Origin of the sequence: Albibacillus kandeliae (assembly GCF_003116585.1) — a bacterium.
GTDB classification, from domain to species: domain Bacteria; phylum Pseudomonadota; class Alphaproteobacteria; order Rhodobacterales; family Rhodobacteraceae; genus Albibacillus; species Albibacillus kandeliae.
Genome location: NZ_QEHM01000011.1, coordinates 108,205 through 126,741, shown reverse-complemented (window position 1 = coordinate 126,741; position 18,537 = coordinate 108,205). Strand labels below are relative to the sequence as shown.

The 18,537-nt window shown below is 69.2% G+C and carries 16 protein-coding genes; 14 read left to right on the top strand and 2 right to left on the bottom strand.

Annotation, left to right across the window (positions count from 1 at the left end; genetic code table 11):
- Positions 1-139 precede the first annotated feature (139 nt).
- From ccmA to DDT93_RS22890, 9 genes are all read left to right on the top strand, one after another.
- Entirely contained in the window at positions 140-754 is a 615-nt protein-coding gene (gene ccmA, locus DDT93_RS22930; RefSeq protein WP_109468234.1) for a heme ABC exporter ATP-binding protein CcmA, read from the top strand.
- Positions 751-1,407, top strand: coding sequence for a heme exporter protein CcmB (ccmB, locus tag DDT93_RS22925; protein WP_109468233.1), 657 nt, complete (start codon positions 751-753; stop codon positions 1,405-1,407). The genes ccmA and ccmB overlap by 4 nt, the downstream gene beginning before the upstream one ends.
- A gap of 45 nt (positions 1,408-1,452) precedes the next feature.
- The gene (locus DDT93_RS22920; RefSeq protein ID WP_109468232.1) at positions 1,453-2,205 is read left to right on the top strand and encodes a heme ABC transporter permease; all 753 of its coding nucleotides are present in this window, start codon (positions 1,453-1,455) and stop codon (positions 2,203-2,205) included.
- Positions 2,202-2,360, top strand: a complete 159-nt coding sequence (ccmD, locus tag DDT93_RS22915) for a heme exporter protein CcmD (RefSeq protein WP_198654945.1) — start codon at positions 2,202-2,204, stop codon at positions 2,358-2,360. The genes DDT93_RS22920 and ccmD overlap by 4 nt, the downstream gene beginning before the upstream one ends.
- Entirely contained in the window at positions 2,353-2,892 is a 540-nt protein-coding gene (locus DDT93_RS22910; protein WP_109468231.1) for a DsbE family thiol:disulfide interchange protein, read from the top strand. Before ccmD ends, DDT93_RS22910 begins: the two co-directional genes overlap by 8 nt.
- A gap of 146 nt (positions 2,893-3,038) precedes the next feature.
- The gene (locus DDT93_RS22905; RefSeq protein WP_109468230.1) at positions 3,039-4,610 is read left to right on the top strand and encodes a bifunctional metallophosphatase/5'-nucleotidase; all 1,572 of its coding nucleotides are present in this window, start codon (positions 3,039-3,041) and stop codon (positions 4,608-4,610) included.
- A gap of 222 nt (positions 4,611-4,832) precedes the next feature.
- A complete protein-coding gene (locus DDT93_RS22900) occupies positions 4,833-5,225 on the top strand; it encodes a hypothetical protein (RefSeq protein ID WP_157960263.1) in 393 nt (130 codons plus the stop codon).
- A 42-nt stretch (positions 5,226-5,267) separates the two neighbouring features.
- Entirely contained in the window at positions 5,268-5,930 is a 663-nt protein-coding gene (locus DDT93_RS22895; protein ID WP_109468228.1) for an SOS response-associated peptidase, read from the top strand.
- 82 nt (positions 5,931-6,012) lie between these two features.
- On the top strand, positions 6,013-7,377 hold the full coding sequence (locus DDT93_RS22890; protein WP_109468227.1) for a M20/M25/M40 family metallo-hydrolase: 1,365 nt from the start codon (positions 6,013-6,015) through the stop codon (positions 7,375-7,377).
- A gap of 1 nt (position 7,378) precedes the next feature.
- Here DDT93_RS22890 and DDT93_RS22885 read toward each other — a convergent pair whose 3' ends face one another.
- The gene (locus DDT93_RS22885; RefSeq protein WP_109468226.1) at positions 7,379-7,840 is read right to left on the bottom strand and encodes a MarR family winged helix-turn-helix transcriptional regulator; all 462 of its coding nucleotides are present in this window, start codon (positions 7,838-7,840) and stop codon (positions 7,379-7,381) included.
- A 115-nt stretch (positions 7,841-7,955) separates the two neighbouring features.
- Between DDT93_RS22885 and mnmH the strand changes: the two genes are divergently transcribed.
- Positions 7,956-9,050, top strand: a complete 1,095-nt coding sequence (gene mnmH, locus DDT93_RS22880) for a tRNA 2-selenouridine(34) synthase MnmH (RefSeq protein WP_109468283.1) — start codon at positions 7,956-7,958, stop codon at positions 9,048-9,050.
- Between the two features lie 7 nt (positions 9,051-9,057).
- Here the strand turns inward: mnmH and selD are convergent, their stop codons facing one another.
- Positions 9,058-11,226: a selenide, water dikinase SelD gene (gene selD / locus DDT93_RS22875; RefSeq protein WP_109468282.1), complete on the bottom strand. Its 2,169-nt coding sequence runs from the start codon at positions 11,224-11,226 to the stop codon at positions 9,058-9,060.
- A gap of 208 nt (positions 11,227-11,434) precedes the next feature.
- Here selD and DDT93_RS22870 point away from each other — a divergent pair, with 208 nt between their 5' ends.
- The 4 genes from DDT93_RS22870 (at position 11,435) to DDT93_RS22855 (ending at position 18,530) form a co-directional block, all read left to right on the top strand.
- A complete protein-coding gene (locus DDT93_RS22870; protein WP_109468225.1) occupies positions 11,435-14,680 on the top strand; it encodes an acetyl-CoA carboxylase family protein in 3,246 nt (1,081 codons plus the stop codon).
- A gap of 62 nt (positions 14,681-14,742) precedes the next feature.
- On the top strand, positions 14,743-15,222 hold the full coding sequence (locus tag DDT93_RS22865) for a DUF302 domain-containing protein (RefSeq protein ID WP_109468224.1): 480 nt from the start codon (positions 14,743-14,745) through the stop codon (positions 15,220-15,222).
- A 114-nt stretch (positions 15,223-15,336) separates the two neighbouring features.
- Positions 15,337-16,953, top strand: a complete 1,617-nt coding sequence (locus DDT93_RS22860) for a thiamine pyrophosphate-binding protein (RefSeq protein WP_109468223.1) — start codon at positions 15,337-15,339, stop codon at positions 16,951-16,953.
- 206 nt (positions 16,954-17,159) lie between these two features.
- The gene (locus DDT93_RS22855) at positions 17,160-18,530 is read left to right on the top strand and encodes a tetratricopeptide repeat protein (protein WP_109468222.1); all 1,371 of its coding nucleotides are present in this window, start codon (positions 17,160-17,162) and stop codon (positions 18,528-18,530) included.
- Positions 18,531-18,537 lie beyond the last annotated feature (7 nt).

Genomic DNA, 18,537 nt, shown 5'->3' with positions numbered 1-18,537 from the left:
GACATCAGGCGCCTCGACGAGGGGCAAGGTCGGGTATGCCAGTTTGTTCCGGTTCGATATCGTCGCAGCACAGGCCCCCGAGCCTCCCCCCCGCGCGTTTTTTCTTTTTCACCCGGGGCCAATCGGTTATCCGGCAGACATGATGTTGCGTGTCCAGGATCTTGCCATTGCCCGCGGCGGTCTTCCGGTGCTGGACAACCTGTCCTTTGCGCTGGAACCGGGACAGGCGCTGATCCTGCGGGGGCCGAACGGGATCGGCAAGACGACCCTGCTGCGCACGCTGGCGGGCCTGCAACCGCCCCTGCACGGGCTGATCGAAGGCGCGGACGAGCGGGTGGCCTACGCGGCGCATTCCGACGGGCTCAAACCGACGCTGACGGTCACCGAGAACCTGCAGTTCTGGGCCCGCATCTTCGGCGCCGGGACCATCGATGCGGCGCTGGAGGCCTACGATCTCCACGGCCTCGCAGAGCGGCCCGCCGGATCGCTCTCGGCCGGTCAGAAGCGTCGGCTCGGGCTGGCGCGGCTGCTGGTGACCGGGCGGCCGATCTGGATTCTCGACGAGCCGACCGTCTCGCTCGACACGTCCGCCGTCGCCATGTTCGCCGGGGCGGTGCGCGATCACCTGAAACGCGGCGGCAGCGCGCTGATCGCGACGCATATCGACCTCGGGCTCGACGCCGAAGTGCTGGACCTCGCCCCGTTCCGCGCCACCCTCCCGGCGCTCGACGATTTCGACGGGGCCTTCACGTGAGGGCGCTGCTGGTCCGCGACCTCAAGCTCGCCTTCCGCGCCGGGGGCGGCTTCGGGCTGGGCCTTGCCTTCTTCCTGATCGTCACCGTCCTGGTGCCCTTCAGCGTCGGACCGCAGTCCGACCTGCTCTCGACCATCGCGCCGGGGGTGCTGTGGCTCGGGGCGCTGCTGGCCTGCCTCCTGTCGCTCGACCGCCTGCTGGCGCTCGACTGGGAGGATGGCACGCTCGACCTGCTGGCCACCGCGCCGCTGCCGCTGGAGGCGGCGGTGAGCGTCAAGGCGCTGGCCCACTGGCTCACCACGGGCCTGCCTCTGGTGCTGGCCGCGCCGGTGCTGGGCGTGCTGCTGAGCCTGCCGGGGCCGGGCTATCTCTGGCTGGTGGTGTCCCTCGCGCTCGGCACGCCCGCGCTCTCGGTGGTGGGGACCTTCGGCGCCGCACTGACCGTCGGGCTCAAGCGGGGCGGGCTGCTGCTGTCGCTGCTGGTTCTGCCGCTCTACGTGCCGACCCTGATCTTCGGCGCCGAGGTGGCGCGACGGGGCGCGGCGGGGATGGAGCTGGCGACGCCGCTGCTGATGCTGGCCGGGATCACCCTTGGAACCGCCGCGCTGCTGCCCTTTGCCAGCGCTGCCGTCCTGCGCGTCAATCTGCGCTAGGGGATGTGAATTGTCGTGGCCGGGTGGAGCGGATAGATAGCTGTCATGTCGCTGTGGGAATACGCCAATCCTAAGAAGTTCCTGACCACGTCAGAGCGGGTGCTGCCCTATGTCTGGGCGGTATCCCTTGCCTGCATCGCGGTCGGACTGGTCTGGGGATTCTTCTTTACGCCGGACGACTACCGGCAGGGTTCGACCGTCAAGATCATCTACCTGCACGTGCCCGCCGCGCTGATGGCGATCAACGGCTGGCTGATGATGCTGGTCGCCTCGCTGATCTGGGTGGTGCGGCGCCATCACGTAAGCGCGCTGGCCGCGCGGGCCGCCGCTCCGGTGGGCGCGACGATGACGGTGATCGCCCTTGTCACCGGCGCGATCTGGGGCCAGCCGATGTGGGGCACCTGGTGGGCCTGGGATCCGCGGCTGACCTCGTTCCTCATCCTGTTCCTCTTCTACCTCGGCTATATGGCCCTGTGGGAGGCCATCGACAACCCGGACACGGCGGCGGACCTCACGTCTGTCCTCTGCCTCGTCGGCTCGGTCTTCGCGATCCTGTCGCGCTACGCGGTGAACTTCTGGAACCAGGGGCTGCACCAGGGCGCCTCGGTGATGCGCGCCGCCGCGATCACGGGCAGCGATACCGAGGAGAAGGTCAGCAACGTCTTTTTCGTGCCCCTGATGGTCTGCATCGTCGGCTTCGTGCTGCTGTTCATCGCCCTCGTGCTGTACCGGACCGGCACCGAGATCCGGTCGCGGCGGATCCGGGCGCTGATGGCGCGGGAAAGGGCAGGGGCATGATGCCCGATCTCGGGAAATACGCGGTCACGGTGATCTCGGCCTACGGCGCCTCGCTGGGGCTGCTGGCGGTGCTGGTGGCCCTGACCGTCTGGCGCGGCCGCCGGGTGCGGGCCGAGATGGAACAGGTCGAACGAAGGATGCAGCGCAATGGCTAGGATTTCGCCCCTGATGATCGCGCCGCCGCTGATCTTCCTCGGCTTCGTGGCGGTGGTGGCGGTCGGCATGTTCCGCGACGACCCCGAGGCGCTGCCCTCCACGCTGGTCGGGCGCACGGCGCCGCCGCTGCAGATCACCGAGATGCAAGGCAAGGTACCCTTCGACGACAGCACCCTGCGCGACGGCGAGGTGAAGCTGGTGAACTACTGGGCCAGTTGGTGCGCGCCCTGCCGGGCCGAGCATCCGAACCTCGAGGCCCTGTCGGAGGACGGGGTGAAGATCTACGGGATCAACTACAAGGACGATCCGGAGAAGGCGCTCGGGTTCCTCGAGGAACTGGGCGACCCCTTCACCGCGCTCGGCGCAGACAGCAGCGGGCGCACCGCGCTCGACTGGGGGGTCTACGGCGTGCCCGAGACCTACGTGATCGACGGCGACGGCACCGTGCGGCTGCGCTTTGCCGGACCGATCACCGAGCGGGTGCTGCGGGAGACCATCCTGCCCGCGCTGGAGGCGGCACAGTCGGAGTGAGCGGCCAGCCCCTCACACTCCCCGGGATACTTGCAACCCAAAGAAGCGGGTAGGGTGCGCGCGCCCGGCGCTTCCCCGCGGTATGCTTTGACTCGTGAGGGAAAAACGGCTCCCATGAGCCGGATAACACAACCGGGAGAGTTGCCATGATTTACCGATTCCTGTCCACCGTTGCCGCGTTGGGCCTCACCGCCGGGACTGCCGCCGCCGACTACTCGCTGACCATCCTGCACACCAACGACTTCCACGCGCGCTTCGAGCCGATCAGCAAGTACGACAGCGGCTGCGGGGCAGAGGACAATGCCGAGGGCAAGTGTTTCGGCGGCTCCGCCCGCCTGATGACCGCCATCGAGGACGCGCGGGCGCGGTCCGGGAATTCGCTGCTGGTGGACGGGGGTGACCAGTTCCAGGGCACGCTGTTCTACACCTACTACAAGGGCAAGCTCGCCGCCGAGATGATGAACAAGATGGGCTACGACGCGATGACCGTGGGCAACCACGAATTCGACGACGGCCCCGAGGTTCTGCGCGGCTTCATGGATGCGGTCGATTTCCCGGTCCTGATGTCGAACGCCGACGTCAGCGGCGAGAAGCTGCTGTCGGACGCGCTGATGAAGTCCACCGTGATCGAGAAGAACGGCGAGAAGATCGGCCTGATCGGCCTGACCCCGCAGGACACCGACGAACTGGCGAGCCCCGGGCCCAACATCATCTTCACCGACCCGGTGGATGCCGTGCAGGGCGAGGTCGACAAGCTGACCGCCGAGGGCGTGAACAAGATCATCGTGCTGTCCCACTCGGGCTACAAGGTCGACCAGCGCGTCGCCGAGAACACCACTGGTGTCGACGTGATCGTGGGCGGGCACACCAACACCTTCCTCTCCAACACCTCGGACAAGGCCGAAGGCCCCTATCCGACCATGGTGGGCAGCACCGCCATCGTCTCGGCCTATGCCTACGGCAAGTTCCTGGGCGAGCTGAACGTGACCTTCGACGATGACGGCAACGTCACCAAGGCCGAGGGCGAGCCGATCATCATGGATGCGGCGGTGTCCGAGGACGAGGCGGTCAAGGCGCGCATCGCCGAGGCGGCCAAGCCGCTGGAGGAAATCCGCAACAAGGTGGTGGCCGAGTCCGCCGAAGCCATCGACGGCGACAAGAACGCCTGCCGGACCGGCGAATGCGCCATGGGCAACCTCGTCGCCGACGCCATGCTCGACCGCGTCAAGGACCAGGGCGTGACCATCGCCATCGCCAACGGCGGCGGGCTGCGCGCCTCGATCGACGCGGGCGAGGTGACGATGGGCGAGGTGCTGACGGTGCTGCCGTTCCAGAACACGCTCTCGACCTTCGAAACCCCGGGCTCGACCATCGTCGAGGCGCTGGAAAACGGAGTGAGCCAGCTCGAGGACACCGCCGGGCGCTTTGCCCAGGTCGCGGGCCTCAAGTACACCTTCGACGGCGCCGCCGAGCCCGGCAAGCGGGTGTCGGACGTGATGGTGATGGAAGGCGACAGCTGGGTGCCGATCGACCCGGCCAAGACCTATCTCGTGGTCACCAACAACTACGTCCGCACCGGCGGCGACGGCTACAAGATGTTCTCGGGCGCCGAGAAAGCCTATGATTTCGGGCCCGATCTCGCCGATGTCACCGCCGAGTACCTGGCCGCGAACGCGCCCTACAAACCCTATACCGACGGGCGCATCACCAAGAAGTGAGGCCCCCATTTCACCGGGTTCCGGTGCGTTTGGCAGGATGCGGGCGGTTCTCCGCCCGCATTCCCGACATTTCGGCGTTTCAACGACTTATTTGCGGTGGCCCGACGATTACGGCTTGCCTAAGATGTTGAAGCCTGATGATACTTGAGCGGTTCAGAAGCACGACGGCCGCCGGCCGTTCCCAGGGCTTCGGCGGTTTCAGGGACATCGCAGATTACCATGATGATACACAGACCTACCGGTGCGCCGGTGGCCATATCAGCGATCAGTGATGCGGTCGTCGCTCTGGACGTGGAAGCGGCCCTGAGCGAGCTTGGATACGTCGTAAGCGTGTATGAAGAGGGCATTGCGCCCGAGGGCCTGTTCCTCGATCCCTCCCAGATCACGCTTGCCGTGCTCGACCCCGATCTCGGGGAGGGGCTGGTGACCGCGCTGGTGGGCGAGCTCTGCCGCTTCGGGGTGCCCTCGGTGGTGCTGGCGGACGATCTCAATCGTGCGCCGGGCCTCGGCGTCACCTCGCGCACCATCTGCCTGCCAAAGCCTTTCGTCAGCGAGCAGCTGGTGGCGAGCATCTCGGCCCTCGTGGCGCAGGAGGCCGTGCGTCCGGCAATCTGACGCGCGCTTGCAACGCGGCGACGTTGCGCTAGCATCGCCGCCATGTGCGGACGCTATGCCATCACCCTGCCACCCGATGCGATGGCGCAGCTCTTTGCCGCGCGCCCCGCGAACGCGCTGCCGGCGGTTCCCAACTTCAACGTCTGCCCGACCACGCAGGTGCATGTCATCCGGAGCGGCGAGAGCGGGCGCAACCTCGTCTCGATGCGCTGGGGGTTCCTGCCGCATTGGTACAAGGAAGAGACCTCGGGGCCGCTGCTGATCAATGCCCGCGCCGAGACGCTGGCCGAGAAACCCGCCTTTCGCGCGGCCTGCCGCGAACGGCGCTGCCTGATCCCGGCGACGGGCTTTTACGAATGGACCAAGGACACCGCGGGCAACCGGCTGCCGTGGTACATCTTTCGCGAGGACAGCGCGCCCATCGCATTCGCCGGTATCTGGCAGAGCTGGGGCAAGGACGATCCGCAGGAAACCTGCGCCATCGTCACCACCGCGGCCAATACGGCCATGTCGGCTATCCACCACCGGATGCCGCTGATCCTCGAACCCGACGACTGGGCGCTCTGGCTCGGTGAGGAGGGCAAGGGCGCGGCGCGGCTGATGGAGCCCGGCGCCGAAGGGGTGCTGGACTGGTACCGCGTCGATCCGAAGGTCAACTCCAACCGGGCCGAGGGCGAGGAGCTGATCGAGCCCTTCGAGGCCTGACCGCGCCACCGATCGCCGGTTTTCCCCCGGATCGCGAGAGGTTAGGGTGCGCCGAACCCCCCGCTGTCCCGGACACCTGCCCATGCCTTCCGATCTCTCCGCCGTTCTCGCCCATATCGACGCACAGCGCGACGATTACGTCGCCCGCCTCTCCGATTACCTGAGCCATCCGAGCATCAGCGCCGAGAATGTCGGGATCGCCGAGGTGGCCGGGCTGCTGGCCGACATGCTGCGGGACCTGGGCCTCGAGACCTCGGTCCTCCCCACCGCGGGGCATCCGATGATCGTCGCCCGCCACGACGCCGCGCCGGGCAAGCCGACGGTGCTGCTCTACGGGCATTACGACGTCCAGCCCGCCGATCCGGTCGACCTCTGGACCTCGCCTCCCTTCACGCCGGAGGTCCGCGACGGGCGCCTCTACGCGCGGGGCGTCGCCGACAACAAGGGCCAGCACATTGCCCAGATCCTCGCGGTGGAGGCGCATCTAAAGGTGCGCGGCGAACTGCCCTGCAACCTCGTGTTCCTGCTGGAGGGCGAGGAGGAGATCGGCAGCCCCAACCTCGCAGGCTTCGTGGCCGAGAACCGCGACCTCCTGCGGGCCGATCTTGCCGTCACCGCCGATGGTCCGCTGCATCCCTCGGGCAAGCCGACGCTGGTCTTCGGCTCGCGCGGGGTGGTCTCGTTCGAACTGCGCGTGCGCCATGCGCGGCGCGACGTGCACTCGGGCAACTACGGTGGGGTGGTGCCGAACCCGCTCTGGACGCTGGTGCATCTGCTCGGCACCATGAAGAACGCCGCGGGCGAGATCACCATCGAGGGGCTGCATGACGGGATCGTTCCGCCAACTGCGGAAGAACGGGCCGCGGTCGCCGCGCTGCCGCTGGACCGTGACGCCTACATGCGCGACCTCGGGCTGACCCGTCTCGACGCGCCGCAGGACATTCCCTTCTTCGACCGCCTGAGCTTCCGCCCGACCCTCACGATCAACGGGCTGCACGGCGGCTATGGCGGCCCCGGCAGCAAGACGGTGCTGCCCTGCGAGGCCTTTGCCAAGTGCGACATCCGCCTCGTGCCCGGGCAGGAGCCCGATGACGTGATGGCCAAGGTCGCCGCCCATGTCGCGCGTCACGCCCCCGAGGTGGAGCTGGTCGGCGAGAAGATGGGGATGAAGCCGTCGCGGACGCCGATGAGTTCGCCCTTCGCCGCGCCGATCCGCGAGGCGCTGACCAGGGGTTTTGGCGAGGCGCCGCTGCTCTATCCCATCAGCTTCGGCTCGCTGCCCGGTTACGTCTTTACCGATGTCCTCGGCATCCCGAACTTCGTCACCCCCTACGCCAACGCGGATTCCGCGAACCACGCGCCGGACGAGAACATGACGCTCGACTGCTTCCACGGCGGCATCCGCACCGGGGCGGCACTGCTGCAGGCGCTGGGAGAGATGGAATAGCTCAGCCCGTTCTTGGCTTGAGCGGGGCGCGGCTGCGGTCGTTGGCGGCAAGGGTCGCCTTGTCCAGCAGGTCGAGGAAGGTCCTGCGCTCCGCCTCGCTGAGGCCCGCCAGCATCTCGGGCTGGATCGCGCGGACGTGGGGCAGGGCGGTGTCGAACAGCGCGCGCCCGGCCTCGGTCAGGGTCAGCTGCTTGGCCCTGCGGTCGTTGGGCGCGGGGGCGCGGCGCACCAGTCCACGGGCCTCGAGCTTGTCCACCACCTTGCCCAGCGTCGCGCGGTCATAGGCGACAAGCCCGGCCAGCGTCGCCTGGTCGATCTCGCTGTGCTCCACCAGCGCGTTCAGCGCGGCGAATTGCACCGGCGTCAGGGCAAGCCCGGCGTCGGCCATCCGTTCCATGAACAGGCCGGTCGAGATCTGGTTCAGCCGGCGGATCAGGTGGCCGGGCATGGTGTAGATTTCCATGCCGCTTATCCTGAGCGAGCAGCTGGAAATTGACAAGTATGCTTATGATATCGGCGCGCGGCCCTCCGGCTCCAAACCCGCTTTTCCCGGGCGCGGTCCCCGTCTACACAAGGGTATGGCATTGTCTTTCACCTCCCTGTCCCAACTTCTCGACCACGGCTTCGATACCGTCATCGACGTCCGCAGCCCGGCCGAGTTCGCCGAGGATCGCATTCCCGGCGCCATCAACCTCCCCGTGCTCGACAACGAAGAGCGCGCGCGGGTCGGTACCATCTACAAGCAGCAGAGCCCGTTCCTCGCCCGCAAGCTGGGTGCGGCGCTGGTATTCCGCAACGCCGCGAACCACGTCGAAAAGTCGCTCAGCCACCACGAAGGCGGCTGGCGCCCGCTGGTCTACTGCTGGCGCGGCGGCCAGCGGTCCGGGTCCTTCGCGTGGATGCTGGGGCAGATCGGCTGGCGCTCGGAGGCCATCGAGGGTGGCTATCGCACTTACCGCAGGCTGGTGAACGCGATGCTCTACGACGGGACGCTGCCGCATCGCTTCGTGGCGCTCGACGGCTACACCGGCACCGCCAAGACCGAGATCCTCAAACTGGCGGCAACGCGCGGTGTCCAGGTGCTCGACCTCGAAGGCTGCGCCGAGCACCGAGGCTCTCTGCTGGGCGCGATGGGAGAGCAGCAGCCCAGCCAGAAGGCCTTTGAATCCCGGGTCGCCGGGGTGCTCTGCGGGCTCGATCCGTCCCGGCCGGTGCTGGTGGAGGCAGAGAGCAGCAAGATCGGCGAACGCATCCTGCCCCCCGCCGTGTGGGAGGCGCTGAAGGCCGCGCCGCGCATCGCGGTGGAGGCGCCGGTCGCGGCGCGCACGGCCTACCTCGTGCGGGCCTACGACGATATCCTGTCAGACGGGGCGCAGATGGAGCACAAGCTGTCCTTCCTGCGCGCCCATCGCGGGCACGCGGTGGTCGACGGCTGGAACGCCCTGATCGCAGCGGGCGACAAGCCCGGCCTGACCCGGGCGCTGATGGAGCAGCATTACGACCCCTCCTACGACAAGTCGCGCCGCCTGCATGGCGGGGACCCGGCCGAGCGGATCGTGCTGCCCGACCTGATGCCCGCGCAACTGGACGCGGCGGCGGGAAAGGTCGCGGCGCTGCTCGAGGGCCGGTTCGCGGCACTGCCGGGCGAGGGGATGCAGGGCGCGGCGGGGTAGCCGCCGCTCAGGCCAGCCGGATCGCAACCGGTCCGTCCACGAGGCTGCCGATCCGCGCGGCGGGGTAGCCCGCGTCGACCAGGGCGGCCAGCACTGCCCCAGCGTCCTCCGGGGCGACCGCCGCCAGAAGGCCCCCAGCCGTCTGAGGATCGAACATCAGGTCGACCCGCGCGGCGTCGTCCGGGGCGGCCAGCCCCGGCAGGTAGGGCGCCTGCGCGCGGTTCTGCGGGTAGAGCGTCGATCTGACCCCCTCCGCCGCGAGGGCGAGCGCGCCTTCCATCAGCGGCACCGCCGACAGGTCCAGCGCCGCGCCGCAACCCGACATCTCGCAGATGTTCAGCAGGTGCCCCGCCAGCCCGAAGCCGGTGACATCTGTCATCGCCCGCGCACCGCCTAGGATGGCCGAGGCCGCCTTCTGCGAGACATCCATCTGGCGCAGGGCCTCCGCGACCCACGCGCCCCTTGCCTTCAGCTGCATCTCGGCGGCCATCACGGTTCCGCTGCCGACCGGCTTGGTCAGCACCAGAACGTCCCCGGGCCGCGCTCCGGCCAGCGTCACCGGCGGGTGCGGGCAGAGCCCGGTGAGCGTGAAGCCGATGGTCAGCTCGTCGCCGATGGAAGTATGCCCGCCAACGATCTCGGCCCCGGCCTCGCCCATCACCTGCCGGGCGGTCGTCATGATCTCGCGCAGCAGGCGCGCCTGCAACGCCTCGGACTGGCGGGGCAGGATCAGCGTGGCGGTGGCCGCCTGCGGCAGCGCGGCCATGGCCCAGATGTCCCCCAGCGCGTGATGCGCCGCGATGCGGGTCATCGTCACCGGGTCGTCCACCAGCGCGCGCAGGTGGTCCGAGGTCATCACCTGCTGCACGCCGCCGGTCGTCATCAGTGCGGCATCGTCGCCCGGCAGCGGGGTGATGTCGTCACGGCGCAGCGCAGGGGCGCCGAGGGCGGCCCGCAGCGTCTCGCGCCCCACCTTGGCCCCGCAGCCCCCGCACATCGGCTTCTCACCCAGCGCTTCGGCCATGCCGAGCGTGTGGTCCCGTGGCAGCGGCGGCGGCGCCATCGGCGCGAGGTCCTGAAACCGGCGCATGAAGGTACGGTCGATATGATCCTTCCAGCGCCACATCGCGGGTCCGGCCAGCGCCAGCCCGGATCGGTCGGCAAGGGCGGATTTGCGCCCCAGCGAGACCAGCTTGAGGTAATCCTGCTGGGGTTTGTAGCGCCGGGCCCGCCCGCCGGTGAGGGCGGCGCGGAGGTTGTGGAACAGGACCGGCGCCTCGCGCACAGCAAAGACCCCGGCCTTGGGGCGCGGGTCGGGCGCGAAATTGGCGCAATCCCCGGCCGCGAAGATCGCGGGATCGCTGGTGCGCAACGCGGCGTCGACCGTCAGGTAGCCCGCCTCGGTCGTGAGCCCCGTTCCCTTCAGCCACGCGGGCGCCCGGGCGCCTGCGGCCCCGGTGACGAAATCGGCACCCAGCACTGCGCCATCGGCAAGCCGCAGCCCATTCGCCGTCACCTCGGCAACATCGGTTTGTTCGATCAGGTCGACACCCGCGCGCTCCAGTTCCTCCAGCAGGCGCTGCCGCCCGCGCGGCGCCGTCGCGGCGAGCGCGCGGGCGCTGTCGACCAGCGTCACACCCCCATCGCGGTCGCGCAGCGCATGGGCCATGGCCAGCGCCAGTTCCACACCGGCGATCCCTGCGCCGATGACCACAACGCGCGCCGGTCCACCGGCGGCAAGGAAACGCTCCCACCGCGCGGCAAAGGGGCCGAGCGGCTTGGCGGGCACCCCATGCTCGGCAAAGCCGGGCAGCATCGGCATCTCCGAGGTTACGCCCACGTTCACCGAGCAGAGGTCGAACCCGACCGGAGGCCGCCCGGCGACATGCACCTCACGCGCGGCAAGGTCGATGCCCTCGGCCGCGCCAAGGATCAGCCGCGCTCCGGCAAAGCGAGCCAGACGCACGAGGTCGATGTCCAGCGCCTCGCGCGGGTAGTGCCCGGCGACATGGCCCGGCAGCATTCCAGAGTAAGCCGCCGAGGGGCCGGGGTTGATCAGCGTCAGCCTCGCACCGGGCAAGGGCCGCATGCCCCACATGCGCAGGACCAGGGCGTGGCTGTGCCCGCCGCCGATCAGGACGACATCGTCGGTCAGGGGCAGGGCAGGGCCGTTCATGATGTCCGAGCGCGCTTTCCGGAAGGTCGATGTCACGCCGGGCGTCCCGCGCGCCCCGCCCGCCGGATGCTGGGGTAAAATGCGCGGGGGTTCAAGCATATCGCCGGACTCCGCGCCGCACAGAAACAGTTTGGTCCGATGCCGGGTCATGCTGTTTACTCGGCCCCAACCCGGAGCGGATACCGGGGCTGCAATTCAAGGGACGACCATGATTCCGACACTGCTGATCGCCAACCGAGGTGAAATTGCCATCCGGGTCGCGCGAACCGCAGCGGCGATGGGTGTCCGAACGGTCGCGGTCCACTCGGCGGACGATGCCGGATCCCTCCACCTGCGCCACGCCGATCAGGCGATCGCGCTGCCGGGGCAGGGGGCGGCGGCCTATCTCGACATCGAGGCGCTGATCGCGGTGGCGCGCGACGAGGGCTGCGATGCGGTGCATCCCGGCTACGGCTTTCTAAGCGAGAGCGCGGCCTTTGCCGAAGCCTGCCGCGAGGCCGGGCTGATCTTTGTCGGGCCCGACCCCGAGACGCTGGCCCTGCTGGGCGACAAGGTCTCGGCCCGCGCGCTGGCCGTGCGGGCGGGTGTGCCGGTGGCGGCGGGGTCCGGACCCCTTGCCACCGCCGCCGAGGCGCGCGCGTTCCTTGCCGCGCAGGGCGGTGCGCCGGTCCTGCTGAAGGCGGTGGGCGGCGGCGGCGGGCGCGGGATGCGCGTGATCGAGCGGCCCGAGGAGGTGGAGGCGGCGTTCGCCCGGGCGGCTGCCGAGGCGGGCGCGGCCTTCGGCGTCAGCGACCTCTACGCCGAACGCTACCTGCGCCCGGTGCGGCATATCGAGGTCCAGATCATCGGCGACGGGCGCGAGGTGACCCACCTCTGGGAACGCGACTGCACCCTCCAGCGACGTCACCAGAAGATCGTCGAGATCAGCCCCGCGCCGCTGCTGGACGATGACCTGCGCGCGGCCCTGTTGGACGCGGCCGTGGCGATGGGCCGGGCCGCCCACTACCGGGGCCTCGGCACCGTCGAGTTCCTTGTCGAGACCGGCGGCGAGGGCGAGTACCACTTCATCGAGGCCAACCCGCGCCTTCAGGTCGAGCACACGGTGACCGAAGAGGTGACCGGCCTCGACCTCGTCGCGCTCCAGCTCGAACTGGCCGACGGGGCACGGCTTTCCGACCTCGGGCTGTCTGACGGGCCGCGCTGGCCGGTCGGCATCGCGATGCAGGCGCGCGTCAATACCGAGGTGATCAGGCCCGATGGCATGGTGACTCCGGCGGGCGGGCGGCTCGAGACCTTCCAGCCGCCGCTGGGGCCGGGAGTGCGGGTCGATACCCACGGCTATGCCGGGTACGAGACCAACCCCAACTTCGACAGCCTGCTGGCCAAGGTCGTGGTCCACGAACCCTCGGGCGAGCTCGACCGGCTGCTGGGCCGCGCCGGGCGCGCCCTCTCCGAGTTTCAGGTCACCGGGGCCGGAACCAACATTCCCTTCCTGCGCGCCCTTCTGGCGCGGGGGGAACTGCGCGACTGGGACATCGACGTGGGCGCGGTCGATCGCGGGCTGGTCGACCAGCTGATCCACGACACGCCACCCCCGCTAACAGGTCCCGCGGTGGTGCCCGAGCCCGCGCCCATGCTGGCCGCCGCGACCCCGCTGGACGGCGAGGCACTGCGCGCGCCGATGCAGGGGCTGGTGCACAGCGTGACGCTGGCCCCGGGCGAGGCCTTTGCCGCCGGGCAGGAGATCGTCGTGCTCGAGGCGATGAAGATGCAGCACGTGGTGGCGGCAACCGGGCCCGGCACCGTGGTCTCGGTGCTCTGCACGCCCGGCGAGGTGGTCAACCTGGGCGCGCCGCTGGTCACCTACCGACCGGCCGACGCGGCCGAGGCCCTGCTGGCGGTCGAGGCCGCGCCCGATCCCGATCACGTGCGTCCCGACCTGCAGGCCCTGCAGGACCGGCTGGCGATGACGCTGGACGAGAACCGGCCCGCGGCGGTGGAACGGCGGCGCGGACGGGGCCAGCGCACCGCGCGCGAAAACGTCGCGGACCTGACCCGGGGCGGCACCTTCCACGAATTCGGGCAACTGGTCTACGCCGCCCAGCGGCGGCGGCGCGAGCGCGAGGACCTGATGCGCGACACCCCGGCGGATGGTATCATCACCGGCTTCGGCGAGGTCAACGCTGGGCTCGTGGCCAAGGAGAGGGCGCAGGTCGCCATCCTCGCCTACGATGGGTCGGTCATGGCCGGGACGCAGGGCTATTTCGGCCACCTCAAGACGGACCGCCTGTTCGAGGTAGCCGAGCGTCATGCCCTGCCGATGATCTTCTTCACCGAGGGCGGCGGGGGGCGTCCGGGCGATGTCGACTTCAACGACATCAAGCGCTCGGCGCTTGACGTCACCACCTTTCACGTCTTCGCCCGGCACCGCGGGCGCGGCCCCAAGATCACGGTGAACTCAGGCTATTGCTTTGCCGGCAACGCGGCGGTCTTCGGGGCGGGGGATATCCGCATCGCCACACGGGCCTCGTGGATCGGCCTAGGCGGGCCCGCGATGATCGAGGCGGGCGGACTGGGCAGCTTCGACCCGAGAGAGATCGGACCGGCGCCGATGCAAGCAGAGATCGGGCTGGTCGACATCCTTGCCGATGACGAAGCCGGGGCCGCCGAGGCCGCCCGGCGCGCGATGAGCTATTTCCAGGGCGACCTTGCCGACTGGCAGGCCGGGGATCCGCGCCTGCTGCGTCACGTGATCCCGGAGAACCGGCTGCGCGCCTATGACATCCGCGTGGTGATCGCCGCGCTGGTCGATACCGGCAGCTTCCTCGAGCTCGGGGCCGCCCATGCGCCCGGGCTCGTCGCCGGGCTGATCCGGATCGAGGGCCGCCCGATGGGGCTGATCGCCAACAATCCGCACCACCTCGGCGGCGCGCTCGACGCGCCTGCCTCGGCCAAGGCGGCGCGGATGCTGCGCCTGTTCTCGCGCTTCCGCCTGCCGGTGCTGTCGCTCTGCGACACGCCCGGCTTCATGGTCGGCCCCGAAAGCGAGCGGCAGGGCGGGGTGCAAGCCGCGGCCGATTTCCTGTCCGCCGGGGCAGAGATGACCGCGCCGCTGTTCTTCCTCTGCCTGCGCAAGGGCTATGGCATCGGGGCGCAGGCGATGGCGGGCGGGAGCTTTGTCACCCCCGACTTCAACGTCTCATGGCCAACGGGCGAGTTCGGGCCGATGGGGCTCGAAGGCGCGGTGACTCTCGGCTTCAAGCGCGAACTCGACGCCGCCCCGGACGAGGCGTCGCGCAAGCAGCTCTTCGACCGGCTCGTCGCCCAGTCCTACGAGGAGGGCGGCGCGCTGAACGTCGCCGCCCTTCAGGAAATCGACGCGGTGATCGACCCGGCAGAAACGCGCGGCTGGATCGTCAAGGGGCTCGACCTGGGGCCGCTCACGCAGAGGTGAGTGGAACCGGGGGCGGGTGACAGGGTTGAGTCAGGACACTTTTCATCTACCGGAGCAACGCCATGAAACGTGCCCCTTTCTATTTCATCCTTGTTCTATCGACCTTTTTTGTCGGCCTCGCGCAGGCCGAAGACCTGAAACCCCGCGAGGGCTGGGAGGTTTTCCCGACCGACAAGAGCTATGACACGCTGCTCGCCGACCTGAAGCAGGCCGTGACCGATAACGGCATGGGCGTGGTGACCGAGGCCGGTCCGACCGAAACCGCCGCCGCGCGCGGCGTCACCATCCCGGGCAACCGCGTGGTCGGCGTCTTCAACAACGACTACGCGGTGAAGATGCTCGAGCTGTCCACCGCCGCCATGATCGAGGCGCCGATCCGGTTCTACGTGACCGAGAACACCGATGGCTCCGCGACGCTCGCCTACAAGACCCCCACCACCGTGTTCTTCCCCTACCGCAAGGAAGGCGGGATCGAACTGGTGGAACTCGCCGCCGAACTCGACAGCGCCTTTGCCACCATCGCTTCCGAGGCGGTGAAGTAAGGCTTCGCCCCGCGCGGGCTGCCGGGAGCCGAAAGGTCACAAGCCCGTGTTCGGGCTTGCGCGGAAGGGCGCGAGGGAGTTGGCTTTTTCGCACCTGAACGAAGGACACCTCCCATGCAGGAACCGATGCGCGCCGCCGATCTTCTGGCTCGACGCCTCTACGAGGCTGGCTGCCGTTTCGCCTTCGGCATGCCGGGGGGAGAGGTCCTGACCCTCGTGGATGCGCTCGAACGGGCCGGCATTCGCTTCATCCTCGCCAAGCACGAGAACGCGGCGGGCTTCATGGCCGAGGGGGTGCATCACCGCGACGGCGCGCCGGCCATCCTCGTCGCCACGCTGGGGCCGGGGGCGATGAACGGGGTGAACGTGGTTGCCAACGCGCTGCAGGACAGGGTGCCGATGATCGTGCTGACCGGCTGCGTCGATGCGGACGAGGCGCAGACCTACACCCATCAGGTGATGGACCATCAGGCGGTCTTCGCACCGATCACCAAGGCCAGCTATCGCCTCACCGCCGCCTCGGCCGACATCATCGCCGACCGCGCCGTGACCACCGCCACCGATCCGCGCCCGGGGCCCGTGCATATCGACGTGCCCATCGGCGTCGCCGACGCCATTCCGCACGCGCGCGCCCCGCGCCGCCGCGCCGCCGCCAGCCCGGTGGCCCCCGCCGGGGCCGACCTCGCATGGGCGCGGGCGTGGCTGTCGGAGTCCGAGCGCCCCATCGCCATCGTCGGGCTCGACATGCTCGACGGCGAGGCGGCAACGGTGCTGCGCGCCTTTCTCGAACTCTTCTCGATCCCCTTCATCACCACCTACAAGGCCAAGGGCGTGCTGCCCGAGGATCATCCCCTCTGCCTCGGCGGGGCAGGGCTCTCGCCGCTGGCGGATGGGCCCCTGCGCGGGCTGGTCAAGTCAGCCGACCTCGTGCTCTGCATCGGCTACGACCCGATCGAGATGCGCCCGGGCTGGCGCGAGGTCTGGGACCCCGAGACGCAGCGCGTGATCGACATCGCGCCGGTCGCCAACGATCACTACATGCACCAGTCGAGCCTCGCCTTCGTCGCCGATCCGGCGGCGACGCTCGAAGCGATGGCCGAGGGCGGCCGCGGCCGCGCGACCTGGACCGACGGTCGGCCCGAAGAGGTGCAGGCCGCGTTGGCCGCCGCCTTTCCGACCGATGAGCACTGGGGCCCGGCGGCGGTGATCGCCGAGGCGCGGGCGGTGATGCCGCCCGAAACGCTGGCGACTGCCGACAGCGGCGCGCATCGCATCCTGCTCTCGCAGATGTGGACCTGTTCCGAACCCCGCGCGCTGGTCCAGTCCTCGGGGCTCTGCACCATGGGCTGCGCCCTGCCGCTGGCCATCGGGCTGAAGCTGGCCGCGCCCGAGAGGCCGGTGATCAGCTTTGCGGGCGACGCCGGGATGCTCATGGTGGCGGGCGAACTCGCCACCGCGGCGGAACTGCGCACGCCGGTCATCTTTCTGACCTTCGTGGATGCCAGCCTCGCGCTGATCGAGAAGAAACAGCGCGAGCGGCAGATGGTGAACCGGGGCGTCGATTTTGAGCGGCACGACTTCGCAGCCATCGGGCGGGCCTTTGGCGGGGCAGGCGTAAGCGTGCGCAGCCGCGCCGAACTGCGCGCCGCGCTCGAGGCGGCTCTGACGGCTGAAACATTCACCGTGATCGCCGCCGAGATCGACCGCGCCGCCTATGACGGGCGCATCTGAGCCCGCCGGTTTCGTAACATAGCCACGCCCGGGGCGCGCCGTTTGCGCGGCGAGACGCGCAAAGCCACGGGTTTTCGACACAAAGAACACGGAACGCCACACGGGGCATCACCAAATCGAGAGCGCCGCAAGCTGTGAACCCGCGCGCGCGGTGCGGCTCTGTACCTTCTGGAGACAAGGGATTTTCCAGAGGGGACGACAGCTTGATGAAACAGGACGTATTCGGCCAGACGGTCAGCCTGACCCGGGATGCAACCGTCGCGGACTGGAGCGCCACGCAGCGCGCGTTCCTTGCGCATGGCGCGGCGACCCCCACGCATCTGGCGCGCGTGCTCGAGGCCGAGCCGGACTTTGCCCTCGCCCATGCGGTGCAGGGGCTGTTCTACCTCCTGCTGGGCCGCCGCGAACTGGTTGAACCGGCCCGAACCGCGCTGGCGACGGCGCAGTCCGCCGCCCTTCGCTCCGGCGCGACCGAGCGCGAACGCCACTACCTCGCGGCGCTGGAGGCATGGCTCGCCGGGGCGCCCTCCCGCGCGGTGGCCGGGATGGAGCGCGTGCTTGAGAGCGACCCCACCGATCCGCTGGCCATGAAACTCAGCCAGGCGATCCGCTTCGTCCTTGGCGACGCCGGCGGCATGCGCGCCTCGGCCGAGCGGCTGCTCCCGGCCTACGAGCCCGATCACCCCGCGCGCGGCTACCTCCTCGGCTGCCACGCCTTCGCGCTGGAAGAGACCGGCGCTTACGAACAGGCCGAGATCGCCGGGCGACAGGCCCTGTGGCTCGCGCCCGATGACGCCTGGGGCCTGCATGCGGTGGCCCATGTGCACGACATGACCGGGCGGGCGCGGCAGGGGCTGCAATGGCTGACGGGCCGCGAGGAGGCCTGGGCGCACTGCAACAACTTCCGCTTCCACGTGTGGTGGCACAAGGCGCTGATGCACCTCGACCAGGGCGAGATCGACGAGGTGCTGGACCTCTACGACCGCGAGATCCGCGCCGAACGGACAGATGACTACCGCGACATCTCGAACGGGGTCTCCCTGCTGATGCGGCTGGAGCTGGAGGGCGTCGACGTGGGGGACCGCTGGGAGGAAATGGCCGAACTCAGCGCCCGCCGAACCGAGGACGGCTGCCTGATCTTCGCCGACCTGCACTACCTCCTCGCGCTGGCCCGAACCGACCGCCAAGCTGAAAGTCGCCGCTTGATCCGGCGAATTCATCACGATGCGCGGAATTCCGCTGATGAGGTAGGGGTGCGTATGGGGGTGCCGGGGTGCGATGCTGCCGAGGGGCTCGCGGCCTTCACCGAGGGCCGTTTCGAGGCCGCATTTGTGCTTTTGTGTCGAGTTATGCCGCAAATGCAGCATGCCGGCGGCAGCCACGCACAGCGCGACGTGTTCGAACGCATCACCATCGACGCCGGATTGAGGGCCGGACGGGTCGATGCGGCAGAACTCCTTTTAAAAGAGCGCCTTATCCGACGCGATGGGCGAGAAGATGCCTATTGTGCGACTCGCAGAAATCTTATTAGCGCTGCGCGGGAACCTGACTGCTCGAACCGCGTTTCCGCTCAGTGACCAGAGG